General features: G+C 50.5%; 24 protein-coding genes. 18 read left to right on the forward strand and 6 right to left on the reverse strand.

From position 1 onward, the window contains the following. The first annotated feature begins 97 nt into the window (after window positions 1-97). The 4 genes from sctI to ACYZZ0_RS16520 all read left to right on the forward strand — a co-directional run bounded on the left by sctI (window position 98) and on the right by ACYZZ0_RS16520 (window position 2,731). Window positions 98-535 carry a type III secretion system inner rod subunit SctI gene (sctI, locus tag ACYZZ0_RS16505; protein ID WP_461537753.1) on the forward strand — a complete coding sequence of 146 codons (438 nt, stop codon included), beginning with the start codon at window positions 98-100 and terminating at the stop codon, window positions 533-535. Between the two features lie 77 nt (window positions 536-612). After that, window positions 613-1,431 carry a type III secretion system inner membrane ring lipoprotein SctJ gene (sctJ, locus tag ACYZZ0_RS16510; protein WP_461537754.1) on the forward strand — a complete coding sequence of 273 codons (819 nt, stop codon included), beginning with the start codon at window positions 613-615 and terminating at the stop codon, window positions 1,429-1,431. Further along, complete coding sequence (locus ACYZZ0_RS16515) at window positions 1,428-2,102, forward strand: SctK family type III secretion system sorting platform protein (RefSeq protein ID WP_461537755.1); 675 nt, start codon at window positions 1,428-1,430, stop codon at window positions 2,100-2,102. Before sctJ ends, ACYZZ0_RS16515 begins: the two co-directional genes overlap by 4 nt. Then, window positions 2,081-2,731 (forward strand): HrpE/YscL family type III secretion apparatus protein, encoded by a 651-nt coding sequence (locus ACYZZ0_RS16520; RefSeq protein ID WP_461537756.1) that lies wholly within the window; start codon window positions 2,081-2,083, stop codon window positions 2,729-2,731. The genes ACYZZ0_RS16515 and ACYZZ0_RS16520 overlap by 22 nt, the downstream gene beginning before the upstream one ends. 67 nt (window positions 2,732-2,798) lie before the next feature. Here the strand turns inward: ACYZZ0_RS16520 and sctC are convergent, their stop codons facing one another. After that, on the reverse strand, window positions 2,799-4,715 hold the full coding sequence (gene sctC / locus ACYZZ0_RS16525) for a type III secretion system outer membrane ring subunit SctC (RefSeq protein WP_461537757.1): 1,917 nt from the start codon (window positions 4,713-4,715) through the stop codon (window positions 2,799-2,801). A 232-nt stretch (window positions 4,716-4,947) separates the two neighbouring features. Here sctC and ACYZZ0_RS16530 point away from each other — a divergent pair, with 232 nt between their 5' ends. The 5 genes from ACYZZ0_RS16530 to ACYZZ0_RS16550 all read left to right on the forward strand — a co-directional run bounded on the left by ACYZZ0_RS16530 (window position 4,948) and on the right by ACYZZ0_RS16550 (window position 9,160). Further along, entirely contained in the window at window positions 4,948-5,337 is a 390-nt protein-coding gene (locus ACYZZ0_RS16530; protein WP_461537758.1) for a hypothetical protein, read from the forward strand. 3 nt (window positions 5,338-5,340) lie between these two features. Next, a complete protein-coding gene (locus tag ACYZZ0_RS16535) occupies window positions 5,341-5,667 on the forward strand; it encodes a tetratricopeptide repeat protein (protein WP_461537759.1) in 327 nt (108 codons plus the stop codon). Window positions 5,668-5,715: 48 nt separating this feature from the next. Then, window positions 5,716-7,806 (forward strand): type III secretion system export apparatus subunit SctV, encoded by a 2,091-nt coding sequence (gene sctV / locus ACYZZ0_RS16540; RefSeq protein ID WP_461537760.1) that lies wholly within the window; start codon window positions 5,716-5,718, stop codon window positions 7,804-7,806. 105 nt (window positions 7,807-7,911) lie between these two features. Further along, window positions 7,912-8,139 (forward strand): hypothetical protein, encoded by a 228-nt coding sequence (locus ACYZZ0_RS16545; protein ID WP_461537761.1) that lies wholly within the window; start codon window positions 7,912-7,914, stop codon window positions 8,137-8,139. A gap of 37 nt (window positions 8,140-8,176) precedes the next feature. Continuing rightward, complete coding sequence (locus ACYZZ0_RS16550) at window positions 8,177-9,160, forward strand: DUF6976 family protein (protein WP_461537762.1); 984 nt, start codon at window positions 8,177-8,179, stop codon at window positions 9,158-9,160. A gap of 44 nt (window positions 9,161-9,204) precedes the next feature. On the opposite strand, the gene mnmL is transcribed toward ACYZZ0_RS16550, so the two are convergent. Beyond that, window positions 9,205-10,095: a tRNA modification radical SAM protein MnmL/YtqA gene (mnmL, locus tag ACYZZ0_RS16555; protein WP_461537763.1), complete on the reverse strand. Its 891-nt coding sequence runs from the start codon at window positions 10,093-10,095 to the stop codon at window positions 9,205-9,207. Between the two features lie 480 nt (window positions 10,096-10,575). Between mnmL and ACYZZ0_RS16560 the strand changes: the two genes are divergently transcribed. From ACYZZ0_RS16560 to ACYZZ0_RS16575, 4 genes are all read left to right on the forward strand, one after another. Next, a complete protein-coding gene (locus ACYZZ0_RS16560) occupies window positions 10,576-14,085 on the forward strand; it encodes an indolepyruvate ferredoxin oxidoreductase family protein (RefSeq protein WP_461537944.1) in 3,510 nt (1,169 codons plus the stop codon). 154 nt (window positions 14,086-14,239) lie between these two features. Next, window positions 14,240-15,310: a Leu/Phe/Val dehydrogenase gene (locus ACYZZ0_RS16565; RefSeq protein WP_461537764.1), complete on the forward strand. Its 1,071-nt coding sequence runs from the start codon at window positions 14,240-14,242 to the stop codon at window positions 15,308-15,310. 110 nt (window positions 15,311-15,420) lie between these two features. After that, window positions 15,421-16,833 (forward strand): sodium-dependent transporter, encoded by a 1,413-nt coding sequence (locus ACYZZ0_RS16570; protein WP_461537765.1) that lies wholly within the window; start codon window positions 15,421-15,423, stop codon window positions 16,831-16,833. A gap of 230 nt (window positions 16,834-17,063) precedes the next feature. Beyond that, window positions 17,064-17,321 (forward strand): hypothetical protein, encoded by a 258-nt coding sequence (locus ACYZZ0_RS16575; RefSeq protein ID WP_461537766.1) that lies wholly within the window; start codon window positions 17,064-17,066, stop codon window positions 17,319-17,321. A 90-nt stretch (window positions 17,322-17,411) separates the two neighbouring features. On the opposite strand, the gene ACYZZ0_RS16580 is transcribed toward ACYZZ0_RS16575, so the two are convergent. Beyond that, a complete protein-coding gene (locus ACYZZ0_RS16580; RefSeq protein ID WP_461537767.1) occupies window positions 17,412-17,720 on the reverse strand; it encodes a hypothetical protein in 309 nt (102 codons plus the stop codon). Between the two features lie 196 nt (window positions 17,721-17,916). On the opposite strand from ACYZZ0_RS16580, the gene ACYZZ0_RS16585 reads away from it, so the two are divergent. Continuing rightward, window positions 17,917-18,213 carry a hypothetical protein gene (locus ACYZZ0_RS16585; RefSeq protein ID WP_461537768.1) on the forward strand — a complete coding sequence of 99 codons (297 nt, stop codon included), beginning with the start codon at window positions 17,917-17,919 and terminating at the stop codon, window positions 18,211-18,213. Window positions 18,214-18,278: 65 nt separating this feature from the next. On the opposite strand, the gene cysZ is transcribed toward ACYZZ0_RS16585, so the two are convergent. Next, entirely contained in the window at window positions 18,279-19,025 is a 747-nt protein-coding gene (cysZ, locus tag ACYZZ0_RS16590; protein WP_461537769.1) for a sulfate transporter CysZ, read from the reverse strand. 204 nt (window positions 19,026-19,229) lie between these two features. Here cysZ and trxB point away from each other — a divergent pair, with 204 nt between their 5' ends. Further along, entirely contained in the window at window positions 19,230-20,183 is a 954-nt protein-coding gene (gene trxB / locus ACYZZ0_RS16595; RefSeq protein WP_461537770.1) for a thioredoxin-disulfide reductase, read from the forward strand. Window positions 20,184-20,260: 77 nt separating this feature from the next. Here trxB and ACYZZ0_RS16600 read toward each other — a convergent pair whose 3' ends face one another. Beyond that, on the reverse strand, window positions 20,261-20,719 hold the full coding sequence (locus tag ACYZZ0_RS16600; RefSeq protein ID WP_461537771.1) for a Z-ring associated ZapG family protein: 459 nt from the start codon (window positions 20,717-20,719) through the stop codon (window positions 20,261-20,263). Window positions 20,720-20,935: 216 nt separating this feature from the next. Here ACYZZ0_RS16600 and zapE point away from each other — a divergent pair, with 216 nt between their 5' ends. Next, window positions 20,936-22,042 carry a cell division protein ZapE gene (gene zapE / locus ACYZZ0_RS16605; RefSeq protein ID WP_461537772.1) on the forward strand — a complete coding sequence of 369 codons (1,107 nt, stop codon included), beginning with the start codon at window positions 20,936-20,938 and terminating at the stop codon, window positions 22,040-22,042. Window positions 22,043-22,051: 9 nt separating this feature from the next. Here zapE and glpT read toward each other — a convergent pair whose 3' ends face one another. Continuing rightward, entirely contained in the window at window positions 22,052-23,395 is a 1,344-nt protein-coding gene (gene glpT, locus ACYZZ0_RS16610) for a glycerol-3-phosphate transporter (RefSeq protein ID WP_461537773.1), read from the reverse strand. 427 nt (window positions 23,396-23,822) lie between these two features. Here glpT and rplM point away from each other — a divergent pair, with 427 nt between their 5' ends. Together rplM and rpsI are read left to right on the forward strand one after the other, a co-directional pair. Further along, the gene (gene rplM / locus ACYZZ0_RS16615) at window positions 23,823-24,251 is read left to right on the forward strand and encodes a 50S ribosomal protein L13 (RefSeq protein WP_461537774.1); all 429 of its coding nucleotides are present in this window, start codon (window positions 23,823-23,825) and stop codon (window positions 24,249-24,251) included. A gap of 14 nt (window positions 24,252-24,265) precedes the next feature. Beyond that, window positions 24,266-24,658 (forward strand): 30S ribosomal protein S9, encoded by a 393-nt coding sequence (gene rpsI / locus ACYZZ0_RS16620; protein ID WP_461537775.1) that lies wholly within the window; start codon window positions 24,266-24,268, stop codon window positions 24,656-24,658. Window positions 24,659-24,758: the final 100 nt, after the last annotated feature.

Consider the following 24,758-nt stretch of genomic DNA (forward strand, 5'->3'; position numbering starts at 1 on the left):
CGCATAATAAGTCCGTGAGTATTGACTAAACTGTAATAAATATACTGGAGATTGTTGCAGTTCGACGCTTCAGGGATGGTTTCAAGAGGTGAACGGTATGGCCGATAATATGATCGGTACCGGTGGAGGCATACAACCGGATTCGCTGGAACCGGGAAAAGGTCTTGCTCCCGAACAGACACCGGATGCGGACTCGGCAGATCAGTTCGATAAACTGATGAATGCCGGGCAGCAGCCACAGGAGCAAACACCGGCAGAATTACCCGATGCAGTTAACAAACTGGATGGCACTGAGCAGGCATCCAAGCCGACTCTGGGTGATAAAATTTTACAGGGATTCCAGGGCGTCAGAGACAATATTGAAGGTCAGGCGGCCAATATTCATCAGAAAATGAATTCCAGTGAGATCATGAGTACCAAGGACATTATCGAGACTCAGCAGGCTCTGGCCAAACTGCAGGTAACAGAAGATCTGGTGGGTAAGATCGTTTCCAAGTCAACGCAGAACCTTGAATCACTGCTAAAGAACCAGTAACTCTCCTGAGTCGTGCAGCCAGGCTGCTTCAGGTGTGCTTGAGAAGTAAAGGGAATATTGCTTACAGGGAGCATACTTTGAACAGGCTGAAGCAGGCACTCCTTGTCTTTACCATGCTTTTCCTGGCTGGGTGCCGGGTTGAACTCTATTCCGGGCTGACCGAGCGCGAAGGCAATGAAATGTTTTCGGTGCTGATGGATCATGGCATCAAGGTCGAGAAGGCACTGGATAAGGACAAGATGGTCAGTTTGACGGTACCGACTGATGATGCCTCCCGTTCCATCAAAATCCTCAAGGCTGAAGGTTATCCGAAGGATAAATTTTCTTCAGTCGGTGAAATATTTCCTAAAGATGGTCTGATTTCTTCTCCGACCGAAGAACGTGCTCGCTACACCTACTCCATGTCCCAGGAGCTGTCATCCACACTCTCCATGATTGATGGTGTTATAACTGCCCGGGTGCATGTGGTTTTGCCTCATGAAGGGAATAATCTGGATGATGTCGGTTATCCCTCTTCAGCATCGGTCTTTATCAAATACACCCCTGAGCTGGAGTTGTCCGGCTTCTCTCTGAAAGTTAAAACACTGGTTGCCAACAGTATTGAAGGTCTGACACTGGATAAGATTACGGTATCGCTGTTCCCGGTTGCTGATGGTGCCGGGTTTGGCAAGTTCAATTCTGCTTCAGAGAGTTTCCTTTCAATTGAAACCAGCCCCGACAGCCTGATACGGCTGCAAATCCTGTTTGTGACCCTGTTTGTACTGCTGTTACTCGCAGTGATGGGCTGTATTGTATTGTTCTGGATGCACTACCTGAAAAAAGGCAGCAAAGATAAAGCCAAAAAGGGCAAGGGTTCTGCTAAAGCTGTAAAAGGTGGTGAAGGTGCTGGCGCATGACGGATATGGTGTCTGCGTCGCAGCTGGAGCAAATTACCAGCTTTAATTTCTGCCCGCTTGATTATATCGATGCTTCCTGGCTTGAAGATATGAAAGGCGGCAAGATGATTGTCCGCCTTAAAACCTCACCTCGCTGCGAGACACTGTTAAACCGCTTTCTTATTCGTCACTTCAAGCTTGAAAACCAGTATGAGTTTGATCTGGTTCAGGGAGTTCGCTCTGTTGCACTGCTGGATATGGATGCCATCACACAGTTGGCCCGAACTCTCGGCATGGTGGCTAATCGTAAAGTGTTAAGGGCCGTTATACGCAAGCAGGATCGTGAAGTCCTGAAAGAACATGCCGGTGAGGGCTATTACGACCTGGTCATGAAACATGCCAGCCATTTAAAACTGGAGCAGTTCACAGCCTTTGACTTCAGAATCGACTGGAATGATATGGCCGGTTTTCAGAATCAGATGCTGCGTACAGGGCTTCACTGCATGGGCGCGGCACTGTCTTCGGAATCCCGAAGTTTGAGAACCCGAATGCAATTGAAACTGCCGGCAGGCTGGAAAGCAGAGCTGGATATCGGTGCAGAAGAATTTGCCGGTGCCAGCGGGCAGGCAAGGGATGTCATGTTACAAATTCATCAGGAGGTGAACAGGGAATGGCTCGAATCCTTGTCCTGAAACCCGGTGACTTTCAGCTGGCGCCCGATACCCGGGTGATCAAGGCCAGTGAATATGCGGAACTGCAGGATGCAGAGAAAATCATTGAGGCTGCCAATCAGCAGGCGGAACTGATTCTGCAGAATGCTCGTGAAGTGTATGAAGAGCAGAAAAAGAAAGGCTACGAAGAAGGGATTCAGTCGGCCCGTATCGATCAGGCAGATCAGATGTTCAAGATGGTCAGTCGCTCAATTGAATACCTGGCAGGACTGGAAGGTACGCTGGCTAATATTCTGATGTCGGGTATTCGTCGCATTCTGGGCCAGTTTGATGATCAGGAAATGGTCATATCGCTGGTCAAGAATGCCTTGCAGCATGTACGTCATGAAAAGTCAGTCACTGTGCGGGTACCACCAACCCAGTTTGCTGTAGTTCAGGCCAGAACCAGTGAAATTCTTGCTGACTATCGTGGCGTTGGCTTTATCGATGTTGTGGCTGATGAAAGACTCAAGACTGGTGACTGTATTATTGAAAGTGAACTGGGTGTGATCGATGCCAGTATTGATGTTCAGATGAAGGCGTTGGAGCAGCGCATCCGTCAGGTCAATGCCAAGGCTATCGAGAAAGCCCAGGCGGAGGATTCCGAGTAATTCCTCCGCTGTTTTCTGCCAACTCCCTCCACTCGTCCAAATTTATTCCTTAGACTAACAACCGGGTTTACAGGTTAACTACCCGGGGTGTTATCAGGAACAATCTGACCTGCTGCTGAACATCTGAAGACTCGGACCGGAACAGTGCGCCAACGACCGGCATATCTCCCAGTACCGGTATCTTGCTGGTGGTTTCACTGTCGGACTCCCGGAAGAAACCACCGATCAACAAGCTCTCATTTTCATTGATTACGGCCTGAGTGCTAATGGAGCTGTTACTGACGACAGAATCAATGCTGGGCTTGGCATCACTGCTACCGTCCTGAACATTGACACTGAGATGAATTTTTTTGCCATACCGCTCTTCCACGATACGGGGCGTCACTCTCAGTACCGAGCCGTAGGTAACCGGGAACAGCTGGGCATCTTCCTGACTCTCTACCTTCACATAAAAGGTGCTGCTGTTATCGAGTACCGCTTCCAGATTATCCAGTGTCAGTACGGATGGGCGGGAAAGCACTTTGGCTTTGCCTCTCTCAGCCAGAAACTCGATCTTGGCCTGGAGCGAGTTGATCGTACCGGACAACACGGTAGTAAAGGCCGGAGCGTTGGTTGCGCCGGAGGGGAAGGGCTCAAATCCAAACTCGGATTTGCCGGAAGGGCGCTTGTTTGACCACTCAACACCCAGAGCATCCAGACTGGTACGGTTGATATCAATAATGGAGACATTGATTTCAACCTGGGATGTCTGCCGGTCCAGCGAGCGTATCAGCTCTTCATACATTGGCATGCGTGATTCAAGGTCATGAACAATGATGGCGTTAAGACGTGGATCAGCATTGATCATCACATCTTCAGTCCCATCGATATCACCGGCCATTGGGTTGGCTCGTCCAGGCTGCTGACCTTTATTATTTCCGGTAACCGTCTGTGCTGGTTGCATACCATGAGGCTGGTTCATGTTTTTGGCTGCTTTGGTAGAACCTGTAGTAATACCACCGCCGTTAATAATGTTCTGCAGTACAGTTGCAACACCGGGGACGGTTATAGCCTGATCGCGAAAGGCAAAGCTGCGGTCAGTCGCCCAGGCATATTTGAGTTTGAAGATCCGAACCGTCAGTTTACTGTTCTGCCGGTCATATTCCTTGCTATCCAGTAACAGTGCTGTTTCAGCCACCATATCAACATAGCGTGGTGGACCGGAAATGTAGATCAGGCCTTCATTTGGTTGTTCGCGCCAGTAGAAACGCTGATCCAGCACACCCATCCGGTTGAGAGTGTTCCGAAACTGGGGAACGGTCATGGCCTGTAGATTAATGATTCGCTTGGTGACTTCATGGCTGGCATTGATATACAGAGTGTGGCCATCGTGATACCAGATATATCCATAGATATTGGCGAGGTGGTTGAGAAAGTCCACTGGAGCCATCGGGCCAATCCGGCCATTGACCTGACCACTGACGCCTTCACTGATCACAACCGGGATATACAGGCTGGAAGCAAAGTTGCTGAGAACATCGGCAATCGGTTCGCCACCGCTGTAATAACTGTAAGGCTGATTGCCAAATGCCTGCAGAGTGGAGTTGTTGGGTGTTGTACCGTTCATGGCCGGGTTGAAACCATGCTGTGGTGCTGTTCCCTGCAGGTGCCAGTCAGCCGGAGGCATGGCTGATGATCCCATTGGAGCAGAAGGCATCATGCCCCTGTTGTTCATATTGGGCATGCTGCCGTAGTTGCCAGCAGAAGGTTGTTGCCCGGAGCCAACAGGGGGAATCATTAACACCTGACCAACCTGAATCGGACGATTAACGTTCAGATTGTTGTAGCGAACGAGCAGATCAAGTGGTACCCGGTAATCTGCGGCAATCCGTGACAAGCTTTGGCCTGGAAGCACCATATGCTCGGTTTCCGAACCGGCCTGGGCAGCAGGTAGTGCGAGCAGCAGGAACATGATCGTGGCAGCTGCCAAATCCCTCAAACCCATCAAGTTATTGCCTCCCTGCCGAAACCCCTCTGTAGAGAGGCTTCAAGCGATACATTCATTCCGTTGTCATCGTACCGCTGATGAGCATGTTAGCTGTGAGATAGCTGCAAGCAGAGTCTGATAAAGCAAACTGCTTAATTCAAAGTCTATATGCTTTTGCACTATCAATCAGTTTATCTATCGGCAGAAAGCCTACTATTAACAGTGAGATTAGGGAAAAGAGTGCAGGGATATGGACCTTACCTCATTTAAAACGGGAATCGACAGTTTTTCCTACCAGCCAATGGAGACAATGGGTGGTGATTTCCCGGATTCCAAGTCTTCGCTCGGAACCTCTGCCAAGAATGTTGTAGCTGCTGAAGTCTGGAAACTTCAGGGATTTAGCCAGAGCTCGGAGCATCAGATGCTGGTGAGTGTCGGTGCAACCAACGAACCGCTACCTTCATTTTCACCGCAGGAAAGTCAGGAGCTGGAAGCCAATACCATGCAGCTGCTGCAAAACGAACTTAAAAAGAATCCTGAAGCAGAGAATGTCATGAAAACGGCACTGGGTGTTATTCAGGATACGATTGAGCTGCGGGGCATGGTGAACCTGACCCGTTCAGCATTGCAGCAGGTATAAACCATGAAACCGGTACTCAGACAATGGATGTTATCCCAGTCTTACTGCTTCCTGCAGTACCAGAAACTGGATAAAGCCTGCGCTCTGCTTGAAGCGCTGGAAGTGCTGGATCCGGAAAATCCGGATATTCACCGCATGCTGGCATACACCTATTTGCAGCAGGGACGCACTGAAGACTGTATCAAGAGTGCCGATAAATTCAGAAGTTGTGCCGGTCCCAAAGACGACATGCGAACCATTGACCTGATCAGCAAACGGGCTCGCTACAAGGCACGGCAAAAGGGTGAAGAACAATCACAAGCTGAAGTTAAAACTAAAGTTAAAGCCTGACAGCCCGGCACCGGTATCTGATCAGACAGGCAAACGGAATCGCCTTCTATGAGTGGCATAAACGGCTTACTGCAGAAAATGGGCCAGCGCAACGATATTGTGCTGGCTTTGCTGTTGGTGGCGATTATCGTCCTGATCATTCTGCCCATGCCGACATGGCTGGTGGATATTCTGATTGCGACCAATATGGGGTTGTCCGTTATCCTGCTGATGACGGCTATCTATCTGAAGTCGCCACTGGAATTTTCATCGTTCCCTGCGGTGCTGCTGGTAACTACGCTGTTCCGACTGGCGCTTTCCATCACGACCACACGACTGATTCTTCTGCAGGCTGATGCCGGTCAGATTGTATACGTCTTTGGTAACTTCGTAGTGGGCGGTGACCTGGTTGTAGGTCTGGTTATCTTCCTGATTATTACTATTGTTCAGTTTCTGGTAATCACCAAGGGTTCCGAGCGTGTGGCTGAAGTAAGTGCCCGTTTCTCGCTGGATGCCATGCCCGGTAAGCAGATGAGTATCGACGCCGACATGCGGGCCGGCTCCATTGAGATGGAAGAAGCCCAGGCTCGACGTCAGGCAGTTCAGAAAGAATCTCAACTTTATGGTTCGATGGATGGTGCCATGAAGTTTGTAAAAGGTGATGCGATCGCCGGTCTGATTATCATCTTTGTTAACATTCTGGCCGGAGTCAGTATTGGTGTCAGCCGGGAGGGAATGTCGGCAGGAGATGCGCTGCAGTTATATTCCATCTTGACCGTGGGTGATGGTCTGATCTCACAGATTCCGGCCCTGCTGATCTCTATTACCGCGGGTATTATCGTTACCCGGGTATCTTCCGAAGACTCCTCCGACCTGGGTAATGAGATTGGGGTTCAGCTGCTGGACAAACCCAAGGCGCTGCTGGCAGGTGGTGGTTTGTTGTTCGGTTTTGCGCTGGTACCCGGCTTCCCGTTCCTGACCTTTTGTACATTAGGGCTATTAATCGCTGGTGGCGGTTATATGAAGCTGAAGAAGGAAGGTCAGGCTGGAGATATGGAAGACGATGATCATATTCCGGCTATGGCAGCAGCAACTGAATCTCCGGACAAGATGAAGCAGCGGCTGGACCAGCAAGAAGAATTCTCCCAGACCTTACCGTTGATTATTGATGTACCTGCCAGTATTCAGCAGCACCTCAAACCACAGTTACTTAATGACGAGCTGGTCAAGGTACGTAAGGCGCTTTATATGGACCTCGGGGTGCCGTTCCCGGGAATCCACCTGCGTTTTAATGAAGCGATGGAAGACAATACCTATTCAGTCCTGCTGCAGGAAGTGCCGGTTGCAACCGGACGCTTCAGGGAAGGCTATGTCCTTGCCAGAGAGACCCGCGAGCATCTGGATGTATTGAAGATTCCCTATGAAGTTGATGAAGAATTCTTGCCAAACCTTGAAACGCTCTGGGTTGAGGAAGACCTGCAGGAAACACTGGAAAAGACCGGTGTCAGTTATATGACGGCCCCGAAAATCCTGACTTTCCATCTGGCTCATGTACTGAAAAAATACGCTGAAGATTTCGTCGGTATTCAGGAAACCCGTTATCTGCTGGAGAAAATGGAAGCCAGTTTTGGTGAGCTGATCAAGGAAGTTCAGCGACTGTTGCCGGTTAACAAAATTACCGAAATTTTCCAGCGACTGGTATCGGAAGATATTTCGATCCGTAACCTGCGTTCTATCCTTCAGTCGCTTGTCGTCTGGGGGCACAAGGAAAAAGAAGTAGTACAGCTGACAGAGTATGTACGAAGCAGTTTGAAGCGCTATATCAGTTATAAATACAGCAACGGCAATAATATGCTGCCGGTTTATCTGCTGGATCAGGATGTGGAAGATGTTATTCGTGGTGGTATTCGTCAGACTTCTGCCGGTAGCTACCTGGCACTTGATCCTACTCAGTCAGCCCAGTTTGTGGAAAACGTCAAAGCTGCGGTTGGCAAAATCGGACACCTTGAAAACAAGCCGGTGCTGATTACTTCGATGGATATTCGCCGCTATGTCCGCAAGCTGCTGGAAATGGATCTGTATGAACTGGCAGTGCTCTCTCACCAGGAGCTGACTGAAGAAATTACCGTACAACCGCTGGGCCGGATTTCGCTTAACTAAACCCAATTACAAACTGCAGGCTTTCGCCTGCAATTTTCAGATTATATCAGTGTATCGAGCCGGTGTTGTGTACCGGACTAACTTCACTATATCGGAATGGAAGCCATGTCAGAGCTGATACCTCCCAAAGACCGAAAGGAGTGGATAGAAATGGTCGAAGGGAAGCACAAAATGGAAAAGTTTGTCCTCCAGTTACAGATTGACCGAGCACGGAAGAAGCTGGAGGCCGGAGATATCAACCAGGATCAGGCCATCGACGAACTGTATCGTTATTTTGAAAAATACCCGAAAGGCTTTAAGAGTGACCTCGTTGAGGTCTTCAAAAGCTGGTAAGTGAAACCCGGGACGGAATTCAAATTCAAGGAATGAAATGATGAAAAAACTACAGTCTGTCGAAGAGGTTTCACAACTGATTCAGCAGGGAAAAATACTCTCACTGGCAGGTGATCAGAGGGTTCTGGATAAACTTCCGAAAGGACAGTGGGTTGCAGGTACCACACCTTATTTTATGAGTGAAAATCAGGGTGAGTTTACCCAGGATATGATTTATGTCGATGTGCTGGGTAATCATGTATCCGGGCACAAAATCCAGAACTATAACTGCGACAATATCGATCAGATTACTGCTGACCGGTTTGATAACGGCTATACGATTCTGGTCATTCCGGCATTCTCAAAGCTGCATTCCGATTATGCCCTGCATGCACCCGACTTTGAGGGGATCTATGACTCACCAATTCTGGGATGGGTGTCGGGTATCGATCTGTCTTCCGAAGACAAACCCAGAATTTATAATGGTCTGACCGGTGAAGCATCCTCGGATGAAGCGGTAGCACTCCATATCCAGATGCCGGAAGACAAGATGGCCCAGCTGGAAATCCTCAATATCCATCAACCTGACCCTGCCAGCCCGGTAATAGAGTTTGAGGCAGACAGCTTTCAGGTCCGCCGCTGTAAGGTCGATGGGGTGGAGTACAGCTTTGCTGAGTACATTAAAGACAAGCAAATCAATATCCAGTCACCACTGACATGTGACTACTCGGGTGCTGTATTTAATGTCTGCATCAAGGAAGTTAATGAGGATGCTGGAACAGTTGACTTGTATGCGCCGGTTTTCAAGGGACGTCAATACAGACTGGCTATTCCTTTGGAAAACTATGCAGAAGAGTTTGCCAAAAGCCTGCCTCAGCAAAACAACGCTGCTGCATTCTCATGCAACTGTGTGCTGAATTACCTTTATGGTGAGCTGGAAGGCAAGCAAGCAGGTTTTCCGGGGCCAATTACCTTTGGTGAAATTGGCTATTTGCTGTTGAATCAGACAATGACCTACCTGAACATTGTAGACGTCAGCTAATCTTTATAGGCACTGCCTGCTGGAAAAGGCAGTGCCCTCTCTCGTCAAGCATCCAGCTTTTTGTAGATTGTCCCCAAAATATCCCACTTCTTCATCGCCCACTCGGGAGAAAGCAAATACTGTCGTTCACCTGATCCGGTCAGGCGATGGAATAACAGATGCTTTGGTGCTCGGCGGATAATTTCAGCCATGACATCGGTATATTCTTCCATGGTCATTTCGCGCACTTTGCCCTGCTTCCAGGCGCGAGCCAGCTGGGTTCCCTTGACGATATGCAACGGATGTACCTTGATAGCGTCAACACCCAGCTCAACAACCTTGTCAAAGCTGGTCAGTGTGGCCTCGGGCTTTTCTCCGGGAAGACCCATAATCAGGTGAGTACAGAGTTTCAGGTCAAACTGCTTGGCCCGCTGAACGGCGTCGATGTATTCACCAAAGCCATGTCCACGGTTAACAGCAATCAGGGACTCGTCATAGGTTGATTGCAGCCCCAGCTCCAGCCAGACCTCATAACCCTTATCCTGGTACTCCTTCAGCAGTGCAAGTACCGGATCCGGTACGCAGTCAGGACGGGTGCCTACTGCCAGACCGATAACGTCCGGATCTTCCAGGGCTTCATCATAAAAACGACGCAGGTCTTCAACGGCTCCATAGGTGTTGCTGTAGGACTGGAAGTAGGCAATAAACTTGCCTGCGCCGGTGCGTTTGGCAACCTTTTCCTTCCCGGCTCGAATCTGGTCGGTAATGGTGCCGGCCTTGGTTGTCTCCGGACTGAAGGAGTCGTTATTGCAGAAGGTACAGCCGCCGATGCCCTTGGTGCCATCACGATTTGGGCAGGTGAATACCGCCGGGCTGACTGAAATTTTATGTACCTTTTCACCATACTTTTCACGCAGGTAGCGTCCGAAAGTATTGACGAAGCGAGTCATATCCATAGGGTTGCCGCCTGATAGCTAGTCGAAAACAGTGAGTCTTGGAGGTGGAAAATCAAAGAAGCTGCACAACATAGCGTTAGAAGGCGCTTACTCCAATACGAACATGGCGTGGTTCTTTTTCGTTAACATAATGCAAATAAAAACCATATTGACGTTACTGATCGTTTGCCAGTATCGTTAGCCCCAATTGTCCCATAAGGACAATCCTCGTTCGTGACCAGCCTACAGGCCGGATAAAAAAAATAATAAACGCCCCTGACGTCGTACAACGGCAGAGGGAAAGGGTAAAAACTTCATGCGCAAGCCAATAACACCTATGGCGCACTATCAGTGCAGCCACCGCCGCTATTACTGCAAGAATCGTCTTTTAACTGACGCTCCTGAACGGAACTGAAGCCGACGCTGGCCAGTTAGTTCAACTTTCAACTCAGGTTTAATGATTCCCGGATAGAGGAAAGGGTATTCCTGCGTCCGGTAGCCATCCAGAAACCATTTGGAAACAATGGAGTTTCAGTTATGGGGCAGGTCTCACTGCAGGATAAGTGGGAAAAAACGTCCGGTCGTGTATATATGACCGGCAGCCAGGCCTTGGCGCGACTGCCAATGCTGCAGGCTGATCTGGACAAGAAGAACGGTTTGAATACCGCCGGCTTTATTTCCGGCTACCGGGGTTCACCACTGGGTGGTTTTGACAAAACCCTGTGGCAGATACGTGATTATCTCAAGCAATCAAGAATTACTTTCCAGCCCGGGGTCAATGAAGACCTGGGAGCGACAGCTGTCTGGGGAACCCAGCAGGTGAATGTTTTTGAAGGCGCCAAATACGACGGCGTCTTCGGTATGTGGTATGGCAAGGGACCGGGCGTTGACCGGACCGGTGACGTGTTCAAACATGCCAATGCCTTTGGTACCACGCCTTATGGTGGCGTACTGGCAGTAGCCGGTGATGACCATGCCTGTAAATCATCCACCCTGCCGCATCAGAGCGATTACGCCTTTATCGATGCCATGATGCCGGTACTGTATCCGTCCGGCATTCAGGAAATGCTGGATCTGGGTCTGTATGGCTGGGCCATGTCCCGCTACTGTGGCTGCTGGGTCGGTTTCAAAACTCTGGCCGAAGTGATGGACTCCTCGGTTTCTGCCGAACTGGATCCTGAACGCATCGACATCAAACTGCCTGAAAATTTCGAGCTGCCGGAAGACGGCGTCAATGCCCGCTGGCCGGACAAGCCGATGCAACAGGAAGCCCGTCTACACCAGTACAAGCTGCGTGCCGCCGAAGCCTTTGCCCGTGCCAACAAGCTCGACAAAACCATTATTAATGCCCCAAGGGCACGACTGGGTATTGTTACTACCGGCAAATCCTACCTCGATACCCTGCAGGCACTGGAAGACCTCGGTATCAGCCATGAGCAGGCTTCCGAGCTGGGAATCAAACTATATAAAGTTGCCATGCCCTGGCCGCTGGAGCCGGAAGGCATGCGCGAGTTTGCGCTGAACACAGACGAACTGCTGATTATTGAAGAGAAGCGTGGGCTGATTGAAGACCAGCTGCGTAATCAGCTTTACAGCTGGCAGGACAGCCAGCGCCCTGTAATTGCAGGCAAGCGTGATCTGGATGGCACCGAGCTGTTGAGCTCACTAGGGGAATTGACTCCGGCGATGATTGCCCGGGCAATTTCCAGACGTATCCAGTCATTCTATTCCAGTGATCAAGTGATTGAACGCCTGGGCTTCCTCGAGAAAAAGGAAGCCGAACTGGCTGAGCCACGTAAAACCGAAGAGCGCACACCTCACTTTTGCTCAGGTTGCCCTCACAATACCTCTACCCGTTTGCCGGAAGGCAGTCGCGCGCTGGGCGGTATTGGTTGTCACTATATGGCAACCTGGATGGATCGTGGCACCGATACCTTTACCCAGATGGGTGGTGAAGGTGCGACCTGGATTGGCCAGGCGCCGTTTACTGAAAGTGGTCATGTATTCCAGAACCTTGGCGATGGAACCTACTTCCACTCCGGCCTGCTGGCTATTCGTGCATCTGTAGCGGCCAATATCAATATTACCTATAAGGTGTTGTACAACGATGCAGTTGCCATGACCGGTGGTCAGCCGGTTGATGGTCAGCTGAGCATCCAGCAGATTACCCATCAGCTGTATGGTGAAGGCGTCAAGCATATTGCGCTGGTCAGTGATGAACCGAATAAATACCCCAGTCGGGCTGATTTTGCTGATGGTGTGACTTTCCACCATCGTGAAGATCTGATGGCAGTGCAGAAAATGTTGCGGGACACAGAAGGCTGTACCGCAATGATTTACGACCAGACCTGTGCTGCAGAAAAACGTCGTCGTCGCAAGCGTGGTCAGATGCCTGATCCGGACAAGCGACTGGTGATTAATACTGATGTATGTGAAGGCTGTGGAGACTGTGGTGTACAGTCCAACTGTCTGTCGCTACTGCCGAAAGAAACAGATCGTGGCCGTAAGCGGGCCATTGACCAGTCCGCCTGTAATAAGGATTACAGTTGTGCAACCGGTTTCTGCCCCAGCTTTGTTGCCGTAAAAGGTGGCAAGTTGCGCAAGGCGACAGCAACAGCCCAGCCGTTACCTTTCCCGTCTTTGCCTGAGCCGAAACTGCCGGAAACGAATGGTGTGTATAACATTCTGCTGTCCGGTGTGGGTGGAACCGGTGTTGTAACCGTCAGTGCCTTGCTGGGTATGGCCGGGCATGTTGAAGGCAAGGGTGTTGGCGTTCTGGACCAGATTGGTCTGGCACAGAAATTCGGTGCGGTAATGAGCCATATCCGTATTGCTCAGGAGCAGGACAATATTCACTGTGTTCGTATTCCTGCCGGTGAAACTGATGCGCTACTGGGTTTTGACCTGATGGTGGGTGCCAGCGAAGAAGCATTGGGTAAACTGGATCGTCAGCGTAGCCGGGCGGTGATCAATAATCATGAAACCATGCCGGCGGCGTTTACCCGTAATCCGGACCTGCAAATTCCCAATGCTGAAATGCAGCAGGTAATTGAAGCCAGCTGTCGGAATGCCCAGAGCACCAGTTTTGATGCCACCCGTCTTGCGACCAAGCTGATGGGGGATGGCATGGCCGTCAACCTGTTTATTATTGGTTTTGCCTGGCAGAAAGGCCTGATTCCACTGAAAAAGGAATCCATTCTCGAAGCCGTTAGGCTGAATGGTGTCGCGGTCGACTCCAATACCCGTTCATTTGAATGGGGCCGCTGTGCTGCCCACGACCTGAAAGCCGTAGAAGATATTGCGTATGGCCGTCAGGATCAGCAGGTTCAGGTACTTCATCTGATGCCGAGCCTGGAAGATATTATCCAGCGTGAGCGTAAGCATCTGATTGAGTATCAGGGCAAGGCACTGGCAGACCGTTACGAAAAGCTGGTGCGCAAAATCAATGCGGCAGAGCAGAACCTGACAGGTCGTACTGATCTGAGTCTGGCAGTTGCTGAAAACTACAGCAAAGTGCTGGCCTATAAAGATGAATATGAAGTTGCTCGCCACCTGAGCTCGGACGCTTTCCGCAAGCAGCTGGAGCAGCAGTTTGAAGGTGATTTCTCGCTTGAATTCAGCATGGCTCCGCCTCTGATCAGCCGTATCGATCCGGCTACCGGTCGTCCTCGCAAGCGTGCTTTCAGTGAAAAGGTAATGCCTGTGTTCCGAATGCTGGCCAAAATGAAAGGCCTGCGTGGTACTCCACTGGATCCGTTTAGCTGGACTGAAGACCGTCGTCTGGAGCGAAGAATTATCCGTGAATATGAGCAGGATCTGAAGCTACTGGAAAAGCACCTGGGTTCCCATAACTACGATGAAGCCTGCGAGCTGGCAAAGCTGCCTTTCATAATCCGTGGCTATGGTCCGGTCAAGGAAGCTAACTATGCCAAGGCTCAGGAACAACGTACCCGACTGCTGGATATTCTGACTTCGGATAAATACGAGCTGGCAACAGAAATTGCTGCATAAAAAGCTATAAGCGAACGAAGCTCTTTTGCTCTCCGTGTGGGTAAAAAGAGCTTCTCGATAAAAAGTATAAATAATAAAAAAGCTGTGAAAGCGCCGTGTATCAGAAACTGAAGAAAACCAGCGGCATTTTCATGGCAATAAAAGGAAACAGGCCATGAGCGTTTTTTCTCACCACGAATTCGACAAGCACCAGCAGGTACACTTTTTCTGCGACGATAAAACCGGACTGAAAGCCATTGTTGCCATTCATAACACCAACCTGGGGCCGGCCCTCGGTGGTTGCCGTATGTGGCAATACAACAGTGATGAAGAAGCACTGAATGATGTGCTGCGACTGTCCAAAGGCATGACGTACAAGTCGGCTGTTGCCAATATCGGCCTGGGTGGCGGCAAGTCAGTTATTATCGGCGATCCGCGCAAGCATAAGACCGAAGCCATGCTGGAAATGATGGGACGCTGTCTGGAAACGCTGGGCGGCTCCTATATTGCGGCAGAAGACTCCGGTACCTCGGTTGCTGACCTGAAGGTCATGGGCCGTCACACCAAATATGTTGCCGGTGTTACCGAGCGTACGGGTATCGATGGCAAACCCTGTAATGGTGACCCCAGCCCGGCCACTGCCTACGGTACTTTTATCGGCCTGAAAGCTGCAGTGAAGCATCGTCTGGGTGCAAGTAGCCTGGCGGGACTGAAAGTTGCTGTGCAGGGTGTTGGTAATGTGGGCTTCCGTCTGGCAGAACAACTACAGGCTGCAGGTGCAGAACTGTACGTCAGTGATATCCATGCTGAGTCGGTAGAACGTGCTGTCAATGAACTGGGTGCGACCGCTGTAGACGGCAAAGACATTCTTTCTCTGGATGTTGATGTGCTGGCTCCCTGTGCTCTGGGCGCAGTACTGAACGACAACACTATTCCCGAGCTGAAAGCAGCGGTGATTGCCGGTGCTGCAAATAACCAGCTGGCTGCAGCTCACAATGACCAGATGCTGAAAAACAAGGGCATTCTGTATACCCCGGACTTTGTTATCAATGCCGGCGGTATTATCGATGTTTACTACGAGCAGTCCGGTCATCAGCACGAAAACGTGCGTAATCACATTGAATCCATTGCAGATACCCTGGACGAGATTTTCCAGCGCAGTGATGCTGACGGTCAGCCTACCGGTGAGGTGGCAAACCGTATAGCTGAAGAGCGTTTTATGAGAGAAACTCTGGTCTCGGCCTGATCCGTGTGGTGCCTTGGGAGTTTGAGGGACTTAAGACAATTCTTCAGGCTTCCTGCGCAGGGGCACCTTTTATTATCCAGTCATAAAAATAACAAGCTGGAGTACATGAAGTGAGTGAAGCAACGCAAACTGCCACCGCAGGCACTGTGGCAGACGACGCCCGTCATGATAACCCGATGTGGTCTTCGCGACTGGCATTTATCCTGGCGGCCAGCGGTTCCGCTGTTGGCCTTGGTAATATCTGGAAATTCCCCTACATCACAGGAGAAAACGGCGGGGGGGCTTTTGTTCTTGTTTATCTGTTGTGTATTGCGGTCGTCGGTATTCCGATCATGATTGCAGAAGTCATGATTGGTCGTCGCGGGGGACGCAGTCCAATCAATACACTGCGGATTATTGCTGATAGAGACAAACTGAATCCCCGCTGGAAACTACTGGGATGGATGGGCATTGCCGCTTCTTTCCTGATCCTGTCCTTCTACTCCGTTATTGGTGGCTGGGCTATCAACTATGTCGGCCATGCTGCCAGTGGCGCCTTTGCCGGTGCCAGCAGTGATGCTATCGGCAGTATGTTCGGTGGTCTGCTGGGTGATGCTTCCAGCCTGCTGATGTGGCATACCCTGTTTATGGTTGCTGTGATGATGATTGTGGTACGCGGCCTGAAGTCGGGTATGGAGCGGGCAATCAATATTCTGATGCCTGCACTGTTCCTGCTGTTGCTGGTGCTGGTTGGCTATGCGGCAAGCACTGATGAGTTCAGCAAAGGTCTCAACTTCCTGTTTGCTGCTGACTTCAGCAAGCTGACGACTGAAGGCGTATTGTCTGCATTGGGTCATGCTTTCTTTACCCTGAGTCTGGGTATGGGCGTTATGTTGGCTTATGGCTCCTATCTGCCGAAGCGGGTATCCATTGTTAAAACCGCAGTAACTGTTTCTGTGGTTGATACCGTCGTTGCCCTGCTGGCAGGTCTGGCTATCTTCCCGCTGGTATTTGCCAACGGACTGGAGCCGGGCGCAGGTCCAGGCCTGATCTTCCAGACCCTGCCTCTGGCATTCGGTAAAATGGCTGGCGGTTCCTTCTTCGGTACCCTGTTCTTTGCCCTGCTGGTGATTGCGGCACTGACCTCTGCGATTTCCTTACTGGAGCCGGTTGTTGAATGGCTGGAAGAGCAAAAAGGCATTAGTCGTCTGACCGGTACCCTGATCGGTGGTGTATCCATCTGGCTGCTGGGTATTGCAACGGTTCTGTCGTTCAACGAGTGGGCCGAGTTCCATCCGCTGGCATTCCTGCCGGTGTTTGAAGGCAAGACTGTATTCGACATTCTCGACTATGTGACTGCCAACCTGATCATGCCTCTGGGCGGCCTGTTGATTGCGATTCTGGCTGGCTGGTTTATGAACAAGCAGGCGGTTGAGAATGAACTGGATATGGGTAACGGCATTGGCTTCAAGAGCTTTATGTTTGTGCTGCGCTTCCTGGCTCCGGCTGCGGTTGCTGTAGTATTTATCTATAACCTGCTCTGAGTACCTATTTGTAAGAGGGCTTGTATCATCAGGCCCTCTCCTTCCTGTATATTCACTGATCAAAATGCAGTAATACTTCGCGTTGCACGTTTAACCGATATCGCCGACATTCTGTCGTTTTGACACTATGTTCTCTGGATATATAGCACGTGCTTAAAAAGCGTCTTTTAACGTCCCTGATTGTGGCCTGTTTCCTCTCCACAGGGGCATTTGCTGCAAATCTCCCCAAAATGAAAAAAATCGAAAAGTTCATTAATGATAGTGACCGGGAGATCGGCTGTTATCACTATTTTGCGATGACAGGTAACAAGAAAAAGCAGGAAAAGTATCAAGGTATTCTTCGCTTGAGTGGCCTGTTTCACAAGATGGACGGAAGCGAAACTGACTTTGGTATTGGTTATGGAGTGGGACGAATTGAATTCAGCCTGCAGGATAAACCTGCCCTGAGAAAAGCAGTTTATAAAAAGTTGGCCAAAAGCTGTGATTAATTAAGGTGTGATTAGGGCAAGGTCAGGGCTGAGAGGTTGTGTATAAAAGAAATGACGCCTTGGAATAAGGCGTCATTTTTTCGGCGAGCCTTACTCTTCTTCGCGCTTCATGCGTTCCAATGCCTCGGCAACAATTTCCTTGGCTTCAGCTTCACAGGCTTCCATCGTTGCTTTGCCTTTGCCCGGTTTGATACGCCATTCGATGATTCTTTTGGCCAGCTTGCGGGCCATGGCACCGACTACTTCGTCCAGGTAGTGTTCATCCAGCATAGGGGAGTCGACGAAGCGAAGGTGGACCAGCAGTTTCTCCCTCTGGCCCTTTTCCTTGATATGAATTGCGAAGTCCCCGTTATCCGAGGCACTTTGGCTGATGGTGAGAGTGAAATGATCGCCGCTCATATAAGGAATCTCCACGGGTAACATTATCCTGTGTCGGCGATATTGGGCTGCGCTTTATCATTCGATATATGAAGTTTTAGATATATAAAGAGATTTTTATATTTCCAAAAAAATAGGGTCTAGACTTAGGGGTATGTGTAACCGAGCGGGCCGCTGATTCTTAGGAATACGAGGCCTGAGCAAGGCAGGAAGCCAAATGGCAAGTATTAACAGTACCGGTTCGATCGTCCCCTCTCCATCGGAGCAGATTGATGGGGTTCAGCCGATTAACCCTATCCACAAGCAGGATGAAGGGCAGGAGCACTTCTCCGAACTGATGGAGAAAAAGCAGGATCACGACAAGACTCAGGAGAAACAGGCCAAACTGGAAGGTGATGAGGCCGAGATTTCCCCTGATGAGCTTCACAAGCAGATTATGGATAACTTTGTGAAGAAGCAGATTCAGAAGCAGAAAGAGCGCATGGATGAGATGCGCAAGGACATGGAGTCCTGAGCTACTGCTGAGCCTGCTGAACAGAATCACCCCTTCGGCCAGAGCCTTGCGGCTCTGGCTGTTTTTTATTGTTGTTCGGCCTCGGCCGCATGACGCTGGCACCAGAGCAGTGAACCGGCGATAACAGCCGCAGGCATCAGAATCAGGTTAACGCCGGGAATCAGCATCGCCAGAGAAAGACAGATACCCAGCCCCAGAGAGCCTCCCCAGTCATCCTTAAGCTGTCGCAGCATCGCCTTGAAAGAGATCTGCTGGTTATCAGCTGCAAAGTCACAGTATTGAATCGCCAGCATCCAGGCCGAAAACAGAAACCACAAAATCGGCGTGATCAAGTTAATAACCGGAATAAAAGTCAGCACCAGCAGCAGAAGTGCCCGTGGCAGGTAATACATGATTTTCTGCAATTCGCGGCTCAGCGAGCGCGGAACCAGCATCATCCAGTCTTTCATACCAAATGTCTGGGGCAGGCTATCCGGTGCATGCTGTTGCTGAATCCGTTCAGCCAGCAGGCCATTAAAGGGTGCTGCAATCAGGTTGGCAACGATGGTGAACAGGAAAAATACGGCAACGGCAATTGTCAGGGCAAAAATCGGCCAGAGAACATATTCAAGAAAGGACAACCAGCCCGGAATCGACCCCATAAATCCGCTCATCCAGTCACTGAACTGACTTGAGCCATAATAAATCATGCCGCTGAATACCAGCAGGTTGGCCAGCAGGGGCAGAATGACAAAAGCTCTGATTCCGGGTTTGGGGAGCAGGCGGATGCCTGTGATGAAATATTTGACGCCTTCAGTCAGTGCTTGGCTCACAGCGTTCTCACTAATAATTATCAGTTGGATTCAAATTGGAATTGTGACTGCCTACTGCGTTTTAAATCAAGGTTATACAATACAAAAGTTATATCGCAGTGATTAAGAATAACTACTTTGTCTGACCGCAGACAGTGGTTATGATGACTGCAATTCTCTGCCTTTCAGGCAGCCAATGAAAAATAGAATTTCTGGAGTTTTCCAATGAGTGATGTCAAGCATTGTCCTCTGCTGATTCTGGGTTCCGGCCCGGCAGGTTATACCGCTGCAGTCTATGCTGCCCGGGCTAACCTGAATCCGGTACTGGTTACCGGTATGCAGATGGGGGGACAGCTGACCACTACCACTGAAGTTGATAACTGGCCGGGTGATGTTGAAGGTTTGCAGGGGCCGGATCTGATGGAGCGCATGCGCAAGCACGCTGAGCGTTTCGATACCGAAATTGTGTTCGACCACATTCATACCGTCAATGTTGAGCAGCGCCCGTTCCGCTTGGAAGGTGACAGCGGCGTTTACACCTGTGACTCACTGATTATTGCTACCGGTGCCAGCGCCCGTTACCTGGGGCTGGAAAGCGAAGAAGCTTTCAAGGGCAAGGGCGTTTCTGCCTGTGCAACCTGTGATGGTTTCTTCTACCGCAAGCAGCATGTGGCTGTTGTCGGTGGTGGTAATACTGCTGTTGAAGAAGCACTGTACCTGTCCAACATTGCCGAGACCGTTACCCTGATTCACCGCCGTGACAGCTTCCGTGCCGAGAAGATTCTGCAGAAGAAACTGATGGAGCGAGTCGAGAACGGCAATATCCGTCTGGTGCTGGACAGCGTGCTGGATGAAGTACTGGGTGACGACAGCGGTGTAACTGGTGCCAGGGTCAAGCATGTAGAAACCGGTGAAACAACTGATCTTGATGTTGCCGGTGTATTCATCGCAATCGGTCACTCTCCGAATACCGGTATCTTTGAAGGCCAGCTGGAAATGAAGGATGGCTACCTCAAGGTACAGGGTGGCTCTGAAGGTAATGCGACCCAGACATCTGTTCCTGGCGTATTTGCTGCCGGTGACGTTATGGATCACGTTTACCGTCAGGCCATCACTTCTGCGGGTACCGGCTGCATGGCTGCACTGGATGCCGAGAAGTTTCTGGATGCACAGCACTGATCAGTACTGTGCAGATATAAAAAAACCGGCATTTGCCGGTTTTTTTATGGGTTCAAACAGTCTACATGCTCAAGTAATCAGGAGGACTGTTTGACAGCGAACTCTTCAGACAGTGTGCCTTCCTGCTGATTGCCGTTTTTTGGAGCATAATCCTTGGGCGGCTCGATGGAGTCGGCATTTTCAGCCTTGGTTGCTCTGCCATTGGCCAGCGTCTGACTGGAAAGCAGGGCATCAGATACTTTGTGACGGGTCACATCATCCGTGCACAGGTCTTCAGCGGTATTGGCCAGATGTTCATTAATTTCGCGATAGTTCTCGGTCATGCGGTTGACCAGGGTCGCGGTCTTGGCAAAGTGATCCGTCACTTTTTCCTGATATTCTTTCAGCTGTTCCTTGACCTCATCCAGCTCGGACTTCATTTTCCCTCGCTGTGCAGCCGAACCACTGAACAGATGATAAAACAGTGCACCAATCAGCAGACCGGCTGAAAAGGCTGCAATCCCTACAATTAACAGCAGGTTGGTTTGTTCTTCCACGCGTGCGCCTCTATTCTTCCTCGATTCCGCTTGCAGAGAGTCATTTGGCGAGCGGATATGTGGCGGTTTAATTGATAGCCATCAATCGGGATTGTATAGGTAGATGCCGAGTCATGCCATTACCCTTTTGTAACGGCTGTAACGGTATTTGCCTGATTACGGAGGCGTGGGTAAAGTTGTCTCCATTCGCCAGCTGTACACATTGGAAAGCATACAGTGACACCAGAAGCACGCTACCGCAGAGATATGGCGCGGGACGACTTTTTTGAAGATCAGGCTCAGGCTCGGGCCGTCGGACATCTGCAACGGCTATATGAAGACCTGATCAATGCTGAAGCCAGCTATAACAAAGGCGGGGCGCTGGGAATCGTTAACCGGCTGTTCCCCCGTAAACGCCACCCGTTAAAAGGACTCTATTTCTGGGGCGGGGTTGGCCGGGGAAAAACGTATCTGGTGGATATGTTTTATGACAGCCTGCCGTTCGAGGCCAAGATGCGAACCCACTTCCACCGTTTCATGCGCCGGGTACATGGTGACCTGAAACAGCTGGAAGGTGAAAAAAATCCGCTGGAAAAGGTGGCTGACGGACTGGCAAAAGAAGTCCGGATTATCTGCTTTGATGAATTCTTTGTATCGGATATTACCGATGCCATGATTCTGGCTGGTCTGTTGCAGGCGCTGTTTGATCGTGGTGTAACGCTGGTAGCGACATCGAATATCGTACCTCAGGGGCTTTATGAGAATGGCTTGCAGCGAGCTCGCTTCCTGCCAGCCATTGACCTGCTACTGCAACACACAGAGGTTGTAAATGTAGATAGTGGCGTGGACTACCGGTTGCGGGTGCTGGAACAGGCTGAAATTTATCACTGGCCGGCAGGACAGCAGGCCGATATCGAACTGCATAAAAGCTTTCTGCAGTTATCTCCTGACAAGGATCATATTCGGGAGAGTGGAGAGCTGATTATTGAAGGGCGGCCAATTCCGTTCAAACTAAGCTGTGAAGATATTGTCTGGTTTGATTTCAAGGCGTTATGTGACGGTCCTCGAAGCCAGAATGACTATATTGAGTTGGCGCGGGAATATCACACGGTGATTTTGAGTGATGTGCCTCAAATGTCAGGTGGGCAGGATGATCAGGTGCGCCGGTTTATCAACCTGGTTGATGAGTTTTATGACCGTGGCGTCAAACTCATTATGTCGGGCGCCACTGAAATGATGATGCTTTACAGTGGCGGGCAACTGGAGTTCGAATTCAAACGCACCCTGAGCCGACTGCAGGAAATGCAGTCGCACGAATATCTCGCTCGACCACATTTACCTTAGTTCATCTCTTTATTGGGAATTCCGGTGCTGAAGTTCAGGCTTCCAGGTCAGACAGATCAATGCGATAGCCAGAACGCAGGCACCGGTCAGTACAATAAAGCCGCCATGCCAGCCCCAGAGGTCCACTACAAACCCCATCGCAATATTGGCAAACAGGGCGCCGCCTAAATATCCGAACAGGCCGGTCAGCCCTGCAGCTGTGCCGGCTGCTTTCTTTGGTACCAGATCCAGCGCATGAACCCCGATTAGCATCACCGGGCCATATATAAGGAAGCCAATGGCAATCAGGGCGCTGATATCCACCCAGGGACGGCCTGCCGGATTCTGCCAGTAAACAATCACCGCCAGCAGGGTTAACAGCATATAGACAATATTGGCGGGTGCTCGCCGCCCGTTAAATACTTTGTCACTGAGCCAGCCACAGAACAGGGTGCCTGGGATACCTGCGAATTCGTAAGCAAAATAGGCCCAGCCTGTTTCCTTTATAGAGAACTGTTTGGTTTCCGCCAGATAGGTTGGTGCCCAGTCCAGTACACCGTAACGCACCAGATAGATAAAGGCATTGGCAACAGCGATGTACCACAGCAGGCGGTTATTCAGTACATAGCGGAAAAAGATTTCGCGGGCTGATAGTTCTTTTTCATGATCGGAGGAATAGGTAAAGCTCTTGGGATAGTCACCGGTATAGGTCTCGATACTGGGCAGCCCACAGGACTGGGGAGTATCCCGCACCAGCATCCAGGTAATAAGAGCAACCAGCAGGGCAACAATGCCCGGAACATAAAACTTGCTGTGCCAGTCCATGGTCATCATCATGCCGACAATAGCCAGAGGGCCGATCAGTCCGCCGCCGACATTGTGCGCCACATTCCAGATTGCCATCCGGGTACCGCGTTCACTGGGAGAAAACCAGTGCACCATAACCCGGCCACTGGAAGGCCAGCCCATTCCCTGAAACCAGCCATTGAACATCAGGATCATGAACATCACAGGAATAGAAGCTGTTGCAAACGGTGCCATGCCCATCAGGATCATGGTCAGTGCGCTGAGTGTCAGACCAAGGGTAATGAAGATTCTGGCATTGCTTCGGTCTGAAACGTTACCCATCAGGAACTTGCTGAGACCGTAGGCAATAGATACCCCGGACAGGGCAAACCCCAGTTCGGCTTTGCTGAATCCTGCTTCAACCAGATCCGGCATGACCAGCGTGAAGTTCTTGCGAACCAGATAGTAACCGGCGTATCCGGTGAAAATTCCCAGAAAGACCTGATTACGCAGGCGTCGGTATTCAGAATCAACCTGTTCAGAAGGTAATTCAGGCTGATGGCGGGCAGGTTTCAAAAAGCTGAGCATAAATTTGGTTGTTCTTCGACAGCGTATGAAAAGTGCATCATTTTTGAGTCAGGGGAGAGCAAATAGTTCATATTGCTTGCCGTTGGCGCAGCTTTTGGCATTTGAAACAGCTTTTTCTTCAATGAGTTAGATGGGGGCTGAAAGCGGCAAATTACCTACTGTTCGTGGATTATTATTGTCGGGCGAGAGCGGGATAAGGGCAGCATAAATGCCGGTTGCGGTATCCCACAGAAAAACCTTTTGGAGAAGGGGTTTTAATCCTTGATCTTCAAGCTATAATACCGCACCCGTTTCCCAATAAAGAGCGCCCGCTATTTGAACAGCGATTCTCTGGAGCGTCTCCAATTAGCCTGGTTCGGGTGTCCCAGGGAGCAATAGTTTGAATAACGAAAGTCGTTTACCTTACGACCTTTGAGGCGAAGAATTCATGAAAACCTATAGCGCTAAGCCAGAAACAGTCAAGCGTGACTGGTATGTACTGGATGCTTCCGGCAAAACGCTGGGCCGCATCGCAACTGAGATTGCTAGCCGTCTGCGCGGTAAGCATAAGCCGGAATACACTCCGCACGTTGACACCGGTGACTACATCGTTGTTATCAATGCCGAGAAAGTACGCGTTTCCGGTAATAAAGCGTCTGACAAGATGTACTACCGCCACACCGAATTTCCGGGTGGTCTGCGTTCCATGAACTTTGAGAAGCTGATCAAGCACGCTCCTGAGCGTGTTATTGAGCTGGCTGTTAAAGGCATGCTGCCGCGCAACCCGCTGGGTCGTGCTATGCGTCGCAAGCTCAAGGTTTACGCTGGTAGCGAGCATCCGCACGTTGCTCAGCAGCCGCAGCAACTCGAAATTTAATTGGAGGAGTGCCCATGTCTGTGACTCAATACTATGGTACCGGACGCCGCAAGTCCTCTACCGCGCGCGTTTTCATCAAGACTGGTTCCGGTAGCATCACTGTTAACGGTCGCCCGCTGGATGTTTACTTCGGTCGTGAAACTGCTCGCATGGTTGTTCGTCAGCCGCTCGAGCTGACCGAAATGCTGGATCGTTTCGACATCAACGTCACTGTTATCGGTGGTGGTAACTCCGGTCAGGCCGGTGCTATCCGTCACGGTATCACTCGTGCGCTGATGCAGTACGACGAAACTCTGCGCAGCCCGCTGCGTGCAGCTGGTTACGTTACTCGTGACGCCCGTGCTGTTGAGCGTAAGAAGGTTGGTCTGCGTAAAGCGCGTAAGCGTCCGCAGTTCTCCAAGCGTTAATTCGCTGGCCTTCTGGCTTTCGCGCTTTTGCGCGATCAAAAAACGTCTGCCCTTGTGGCAGGCGTTTTTTTTTACCTTTAAATGTGTGAAATCCTGACAT

Source organism: Spongorhabdus nitratireducens, assembly GCA_947387575.1.
Lineage (GTDB): Bacteria > Pseudomonadota > Gammaproteobacteria > Pseudomonadales > Endozoicomonadaceae > CANDOC01.